The sequence below is a fragment of the Acidimicrobiales bacterium genome, assembly GCA_035546775.1.
In the GTDB taxonomy this organism is placed as follows: Bacteria; Actinomycetota; Acidimicrobiia; order Acidimicrobiales; family JACCXE01; genus JACCXE01.
In genome coordinates this window covers 1-6,676 of record DASZWD010000056.1, presented here as the reverse complement: position 1 = coordinate 6,676, position 6,676 = coordinate 1, and the positions used below count along the sequence as shown (strand labels likewise).

General features: G+C 67.0%; 9 protein-coding genes. 6 read left to right on the top strand and 3 right to left on the bottom strand.

The genetic code is table 11. The features are described from left to right. The 6 genes from VHC63_13950 to VHC63_13925 form a co-directional block, all read left to right on the top strand. Positions 1-1,029, top strand: a 1,029-nt coding sequence (locus tag VHC63_13950; protein ID HVV37709.1) for an AMP-binding protein, incomplete at its 5' end; no start/stop codon positions are given. After that, positions 1,026-1,739 carry an SDR family NAD(P)-dependent oxidoreductase gene (locus VHC63_13945; protein HVV37708.1) on the top strand — a complete coding sequence of 238 codons (714 nt, stop codon included), beginning with the start codon at positions 1,026-1,028 and terminating at the stop codon, positions 1,737-1,739. The genes VHC63_13950 and VHC63_13945, both read left to right, overlap by 4 nt. Next, positions 1,736-2,293 carry a carboxymuconolactone decarboxylase family protein gene (locus VHC63_13940; GenBank protein ID HVV37707.1) on the top strand — a complete coding sequence of 186 codons (558 nt, stop codon included), beginning with the start codon at positions 1,736-1,738 and terminating at the stop codon, positions 2,291-2,293. Before VHC63_13945 ends, VHC63_13940 begins: the two co-directional genes overlap by 4 nt. Positions 2,294-2,346: 53 nt before the next feature. Further along, positions 2,347-3,603: an aromatic ring-hydroxylating dioxygenase subunit alpha gene (locus tag VHC63_13935; GenBank protein ID HVV37706.1), complete on the top strand. Its 1,257-nt coding sequence runs from the start codon at positions 2,347-2,349 to the stop codon at positions 3,601-3,603. Next, positions 3,600-3,926: a hypothetical protein gene (locus VHC63_13930; GenBank protein HVV37705.1), complete on the top strand. Its 327-nt coding sequence runs from the start codon at positions 3,600-3,602 to the stop codon at positions 3,924-3,926. The genes VHC63_13935 and VHC63_13930 overlap by 4 nt, the downstream gene beginning before the upstream one ends. 11 nt (positions 3,927-3,937) lie before the next feature. Then, positions 3,938-4,600 (top strand): TetR/AcrR family transcriptional regulator, encoded by a 663-nt coding sequence (locus VHC63_13925; protein ID HVV37704.1) that lies wholly within the window; start codon positions 3,938-3,940, stop codon positions 4,598-4,600. A 202-nt stretch (positions 4,601-4,802) separates the two neighbouring features. Here VHC63_13925 and VHC63_13920 read toward each other — a convergent pair whose 3' ends face one another. The 3 genes from VHC63_13920 to VHC63_13910 form a co-directional block, all read right to left on the bottom strand. Beyond that, positions 4,803-4,994, bottom strand: coding sequence for a ferredoxin (locus VHC63_13920; protein HVV37703.1), 192 nt, complete (start codon positions 4,992-4,994; stop codon positions 4,803-4,805). Beyond that, a complete protein-coding gene (locus VHC63_13915) occupies positions 4,994-6,217 on the bottom strand; it encodes a CoA transferase (protein ID HVV37702.1) in 1,224 nt (407 codons plus the stop codon). The genes VHC63_13920 and VHC63_13915 overlap by 1 nt, the downstream gene beginning before the upstream one ends. Further along, the coding region (locus tag VHC63_13910; GenBank protein ID HVV37701.1) for an aldehyde dehydrogenase family protein at positions 6,214-6,676 on the bottom strand (463 nt) is incomplete at its 5' end. The genes VHC63_13915 and VHC63_13910, both read right to left, overlap by 4 nt.

The window sequence follows — 6,676 nt, the reverse complement described above, 5'->3', positions numbered from 1 at the left end:
CCGGCGCTCATCGGTTTTACCTCGGGCACGACCAACAACCCCAAGGGCGTCGTGCACTCGCACCGCACGCTTGGCTTCGAGACGCGCCAGCTGGACCAGATGTTCCCGCGCATCGGTCCGCCACAGATCACCGGAGCGCCGGTCGGTCATTTCATCGGCATGCTCAACGCGTTCCTCACGCCGCTGTTGCGCAACTACCCCGTCACGATGATCGACGTGTGGGACCCGGGGGAAGTGCTGCGGATGATGGTCACCGACAACTTGGCCGCCGGCGGCGGTGCCACGTACTTCTTGACGAGTCTTTTGGACCATCCGGACTTCAGTGACGCCCACGTGGCCCAGATGCCCTTCGCCGGACTCGGTGGATCGACGGTGCCGCTGGCGGTGACCGAACGGGCGGAGAAGCTCGGCATCAAGACGTATCGCTCGTACGGCAGCACCGAGCACCCGTCGATCACCGGCAGCTTTCTCACCGACCCCGCCGAGAAGCGCATGGGCACCGACGGTCACGTGCTGCCGGGCGTCGAGATCCGCCTCGATGCCGAGACGGGCGAGATCTCGAGTCGCGGGCCCGACTGCTGCATCGGCTACACGGATCCCGAGTTGACGGCGCGCGTCTTCGACGCCGAGGGCTGGTATCGCACCGGCGACGTTGGCGTGCTCGACGCCGACGGCTACCTCACGATCACCGACCGAGTCAGCGACATCATCATCCGCGGCGGCGAGAACATCAGCGCCCAGGAGATCGAAGAACTCATGCTGAGCTTGCCCCATGTGGCCGAAGTGGCCGTGGTGGCGGCGCCCGACGAGCGGCTGGGCGAGCGGGCCGCCGCGGTCATGCGCCTGCGCGACCCGGCGGCGTCGGCGCCGACGTTGGACGACGTCCGGGCCCACCTTCAGGCATCGGGCCTCACGAAACAGAAATGGCCCGAGTCGCTGCACGTGGTCTCCGACTTCCCCCGCACGCCTTCGGGCAAAGTCCAGAAGTTCCGGCTGCGCCAACAACTACGCGAAGGAGAACTGCAGTGACTCGCGTCGCCATCGTCACCGGAGGCGCGTCGGGCATCGGCCTCGCCATCGCCGAACGCCTGGTGAAGGACGGCCTGACCGTCGCCGTGTTCGACCTCAACGAGGCGTCGGTCGGCGCGGCGAGTTTCGCTGTCGACGTGTCAGACAAGGCACAGGTCGACGCCGCCGTCGCCGAGGTGGCGACGCGGTTGGGCGCACCGACGGTTTTGGTCAACAACGCCGGCATCGAGGGCTTCAAGCCGTTCCTCGACATCACCCTCGACGAGTGGAATCGACTGATGGCGATCAACCTCACCGGTACGTTCCTGTGCTGCCAGGCGGTCATCCCGCACATGGTCGAGGCTGGATGGGGACGCATCGTGAACATCTCGTCGTCGAGCGCGCAGGGCGGCCAGCAGCGCATGACGCACTACGTGTCGAGCAAGGCGGGCGTCATCGGGCTGACCAAGTCGCTGGCCCTCGAGTTCGGCCCGGCCGGCATCACCGTCAACACCATCCCACCGGGGTTCATCGACACCCCGATGCTGCGCGCCGCCGAAGCGAAGGGTCTGCTCGGGCCGGGCGTCGACGCCGCGATCGCTACGACCCCGGTGCGCCGCGCCGGCCTGCCCGAAGACATCGCGGCGGCGGCCTCCTTCCTGATCCGCGACGAGGCGAGCTACGTCACCGGGCAGGTGATCGGCGTCAACGGCGGCCGGAACACGGGATGACGCCGCGCATCCCACCTATTCCGCCGGGCGAGTGGCCACCGGAGATGCGCGCCGCGGTAGCGGCGTTGCGCGTCGAGAACCCGCGCCACCCGATCCTCACGACGGAAGGCGATCGACCTAAGGCGCTCAACGCGCTCGGCACGCTCGCCCACCACCCGCGACTCACCGAGGCGTACCACCGGTTCGTCGGCCACCTGCTGTACGGGACGACTCTCGACCTGCGCACGCGCGAACTCGTGATCCTGCGCGTCGCCGCGCTACGTCAATGCGAGTACGAGTGGATGCAGCACGTCGTCATCGGCGGCGACGTCGGCCTCACCGACGAGGAGATCGTGGCCGCCCGTGGTCCGGCGAACACGCCGCTGCTACGGGCGGTCGACGAGTTGCTCGACAGCGCCCGCATCAGCGACGACACGTGGGACGCCCTCGAACTCGACACACAGCAGCGGATGGATCTGGTGTTCACGGTCGGCGCGTACGACCTTCTCGCCATGGCCTTCCTGACCTTTGGCGTGCCGGTAGACGCTGATCTCATGGCCTGGAAGCGCCAATGATGCGGAGTGGAAACGCCCTTCTCCATAATTGAGATTCCTGATATCGTTTCGGGATGCCGCTGTTCACCAAGCCTGCGGAAGGCAGCTGGACCGAGCACTATCCGGAGCTGGGGACGGGCCCTGTGTCCTACGAGGACTCGATCTCACCCGAGTACTACGAGCGCGAGCGCGACGCCATCTTCCGCCGCACGTGGCTCAACGTCGGGCGCGTCGAGCAGATCCCGAAGACCGGCAACTACTTCACCCGCGAACTCGACGCGGCACGCACGTCGGTAATCGTGGTGCGCAGCGCCGATGGCGGCGTGCGCGCCTTTCACAACATCTGCCGCCACCGCGGCAACAAGCTGGTGTGGAACGACTTCCCGCAGGAGGAAGTGTCAGGCAGCTGCCGACAGTTCACCTGCAAGTACCACGGGTGGCGCTACGGCCTCGAAGGTGAACTCACCTTCGTGCAGCAGGAGTCGGAGTTCTTCGACCTCGACAAGGACCAGTACGGCCTTGTCCCGGTGCAGTGCGAAGTGTGGGAAGGGTTCATCTTCGTGAACCTCGACCCCGACAACACCGAGCACGTCGGCGACTATCTCGGCGAATTGGGCGCCGGCATCGCCGGCTACCCATTCGACCAGATGACGCAGGTCTTCAAGTACCGCGCCAAGGTCGACAGCAACTGGAAGCTGTTCATCGACGCCTTCGCCGAGTTCTACCACGCACCCGTTTTGCACGCGAAGCAAGCGGTCGACGAGGAGTCGCGCAAGCTCCAGTCCTACGGGTACCAGGCGCTGGCGTACAAGCTCGACGGCCCCCACGGCATGGTGTCGTCGTGGGGCGGGATGTCGCCGCCGAAGGACCCGTCGATGGTCAAGCCAATCGAGAACACGCTGCGCTCCGGCCTGTTCGGTCCCTGGGACAAGCCCGACATCGGCCTGACCGATTTGCCGCCGGCGATCAACCCTTCGCGCAGCCCGATGTGGGGCATCGACTCGTTCGTGTTCTTCCCGAACTTCATGCTGCTGGTGTGGGCACCCAACTGGTACCTGACGTACCACTACTGGCCGACGGCCTACAACAGCCACATCTTCGAGGGCACGCTCTATTTCGTGCCGCCCAAGAACGCCAGCGAGCGCCTCGCACAGGAACTGGCGGCGGTGACGTTCAAGGAGTACGCGCTGCAGGACGGCAACACGCTCGAAGCGACACAGCGCTCGATCGAGTCGCGCGCCGTGACGTCGTTCCCGTTGAACGACCAGGAGATCCTGCTGCGCCAGTTGCACAAGACGGCGCGCGACTACGTCGAGGCGTACGGGCGATGAGCGTGCTGCCCGCCGAGTTCGCCGACCTCGAACCCTTCGCCGAGTGGTCGCTCCAGACCGAGGCCGAGCGCTACGCCAAGCGCCTGGCGTCGTCGATGGACGAGATGAAGGCGTTCTACGACGCGGCGATGCCGCGGCTCGAAGCCGCGACGAAGTACCTCGACAACCTCGAGTTCACCGCCCTACCCGACGACGCGACGCGTCTGCTCTGGCTCTGCTACTCGCTGGTGAACGTCTCGTTCCCCGTCGAGGTGTGGCACCAGCCGCGGGTGCCCGACAGTGGCGCGGCGAACATGGACGTCGTCGTCGAACCCGCCATCTAACGTCTCGGTCAATGGCTGAGTCCTGGCGCGACCTCGCAGTAGCCCGCTCGCTGGATCCGGCGCGGGCGCGCGCCGAGAAGCGGGTGCAGCGTTTCCTCGACGCCGCCCTCGAGCTGATGACCGAATCGCCCGACAAAGAGTTCACGGTGCAGGAAGTCGTCGAGCGCTCGGGCCAGTCGCTGCGCAGCTTCTACCAGTACTTCGCCGGCAAGTACGAGCTGATGCTGGCGTTGTTCGAAGAAGCAATCCGCACGACCGCCGCGCAGCTCGAAGACCTCGTCGCCGACGAGCAGGACCCCACCGAGCGGCTGCATCGCTTCGCCGTCGAGTACTACAAGGTCTGCCATCCGTCTCCCAAGACGAACAAGCTCAAGAAGGCGGCACCGGCGCCCGTGCTTGCCGAGTTCGGCCAGGAACTGTTGACGGCGCACCCGAAAGAGGCGTCGCACGCCTTCGTGCCGATGGTCACGCTGTTCGAGGGACTCCTCGACGACGCGGCGCGCGCCGGTGGGCTGCGCAAGGGCCTCGACCACCGCCACATCGCCGGCATCGTGCTCCAGGCGATCATGTTCCACACGTTCGCGAACGTGATCAGCGCCACGCCGTCGAACACCGACGTCGACAAGGCCGCCCAGGAACTCTGGGACCTCCTCCTCATCGGCCTCGCCCTCTAAGCGCCATCGCCAAGCGCCGCGACGCTGATGTCAGGTTTTGGCCGCCAAACCGCGTCGACGACGCGAAATGGCCGCCACAAGTCGGCAGCAAAACGCCGCCGGGAGCTCTCGGGCCACGCGCGCGGGATCGAGCGGGTCTACGTCTGGTTGACCGACTTCGCCCCGGTCGAAACGCTGGCCCGCTTCGCCGAAGTGATCGCCGCTACTCCTGGATAGAGATCGCCTGCTTGGGACACGAGCGCACGGCGTTGCGCACGTCGTCCTCGCGCCCGGCGGGCACTTCGTCGACCAAGACGTGGGCCATGTCGTCGTCACCGACGTCGAAGATGTCGGGGGCAATGCCCATGCAGAGTGCGTGGCCTTCGCACAACAACTCGTCGATCACGACTCGCATCAGGTGATTGCTCCTTCGATCTTCAGCTCGATGATCTTGTCCATGTCGTAGCCGAGACTTTGTAGTACGTCGTCGGTGTGCTCGGCGAACAGCGGCGCGCGGCGCAGGTCCGGGTCGGCCCCGTCGAACTGCACCGGCGACGCCACCAACTCGAAGTCCGAGCCGTCGGCCGCCTTGACCGACGTGATGTAGCCGTTCTGGCGGATCTGGGGATCGGCGGCGGCCTGCAGCGTGTCCTGCACCGGCGCCCACGGCCCGCTCATGGTGGCAAAGCGCGCCGACCAGTGGGCCAGCGGCTGGGACGCGATGGCATCGGCGATCGCCTCGCACGCCGCGGCGGAGTTGTGCTCCAGCGCCGCGTAGGAGTTGAAGCGGTCGTCGTCGGCGAGTTCGGGGCGGTCGATGTGCTGGCAGAACTCCGCCCAGTACCGCATCGGCTGGAGCATCACCAGCGAGATGTAGCGGCCGTCACTCGTGCGGTACATCGCCGTGAGCGGATTGAGCGCGGCGCGCACGCCCGTGGGCGCGGCGACCGCCGGCTTGTTGGCCATGATCGACGAGTCGACGGCGAGGCCCATCGACCAAAGGCCACTGCCGAGCAGCGACACGTCGACGACCGACGGCTCACCGCCGCGCTCGCGGGCGAACAGCGCGGCGGCGATGCCACCCGCGAGGTTCGTGCCCGAGATGGTGTCGCCGTACGCGGGCGCCGGCGGGCCGATGATGCCGTCGATGTCGGGCGGCGTGAGCGACTGGGCCGTGGCGGCGCGGCACCAGAAGGCCGTCATGTCGTAACCACCGCGCTCGGCTTCGTCGCCGCGCGCCCCCAACGCGCTGCCGCGGGCGTAGATCACCTTCGGGTTGACGGCGCGCACGTCGTCGACCTCGATGCGGAACTTGCGCCGCGCGCTCGGCAGCAGCGACGTGAGGAACACGTCGGCCGTCTTGATCAACTCGTCGAGCAGGGCGCGACCGCTGTCGGTACCGATGTCGACGCCGACGCTGCGCTTGCCGCGGTTCGGATGTTCGAAGTTGACGTTGATGTCACCATCGACCACGAACGCGCCGGTGCGCTTCAACCCGCGCTGCGGATCACCGGTGACGGCGTGCTCGACCTTGATGACGTCGGCGCCCCAGTCGGCGAGCACCGCGCCGGCCGACGTGACAAATCCCCACATCGCGACTTCGACGACGCGCACGCCGTCGAGTGGACGCGCCGTCACGACGCCTCCGCCGGCGCGGGGAGGGCCAGCGTCTTGGACTCGAGGTATTCCTCCATGCCGGCGACGCCCATCTCGCGGCCGATGCCCGACTGCTTGTAACCACCAAAAGGCGCGTCAGCGCCGTAGTACAAGCCGCCGTTGACGGAGATGGTGCCGCTGCGGATGCGGCGAGCGACGGCAGTGGCACGGTCGTCGTCCGCCCCCATCACGACGCCCGACAGGCCGAAGATCGAGTCGTTGGCGATGCGGACGGCGTCGTCCTCGTCGCGGTAGGGGATCACGCACAGCACCGGACCGAACACTTCGTCCTGCGCGATAGCCATCTGGTTGTCGACGTCGGCCAGCACGGTCGGTTCGAAGAAGTAGCCGGGGCCGTCGATCTTGCTGCCGCCCACGACCGCCTTGGCACCGGCCTCGAGCGCCGCCTGCACCATCCCGTCGACCTTGGCCAACTGGTCG

Excerpts from the sequence above, each read along its gene's own strand:
- VHC63_13935 (HVV37706.1), top strand. The coding sequence starts at position 2,347 with ATGCCGCTGTTCACCAAGCCTGCGGAAGGCAGCTGGACCGAGCACTAT.
- VHC63_13920 (HVV37703.1), bottom strand. The coding sequence starts at position 4,994 with ATGCGAGTCGTGATCGACGAGTTGTTGTGCGAAGGCCACGCACTCTGC.
- VHC63_13925 (HVV37704.1), top strand. The coding sequence starts at position 3,938 with ATGGCTGAGTCCTGGCGCGACCTCGCAGTAGCCCGCTCGCTGGATCCG.
- VHC63_13940 (HVV37707.1), top strand. The coding sequence starts at position 1,736 with ATGACGCCGCGCATCCCACCTATTCCGCCGGGCGAGTGGCCACCGGAG.
- VHC63_13930 (HVV37705.1), top strand. The coding sequence starts at position 3,600 with ATGAGCGTGCTGCCCGCCGAGTTCGCCGACCTCGAACCCTTCGCCGAG.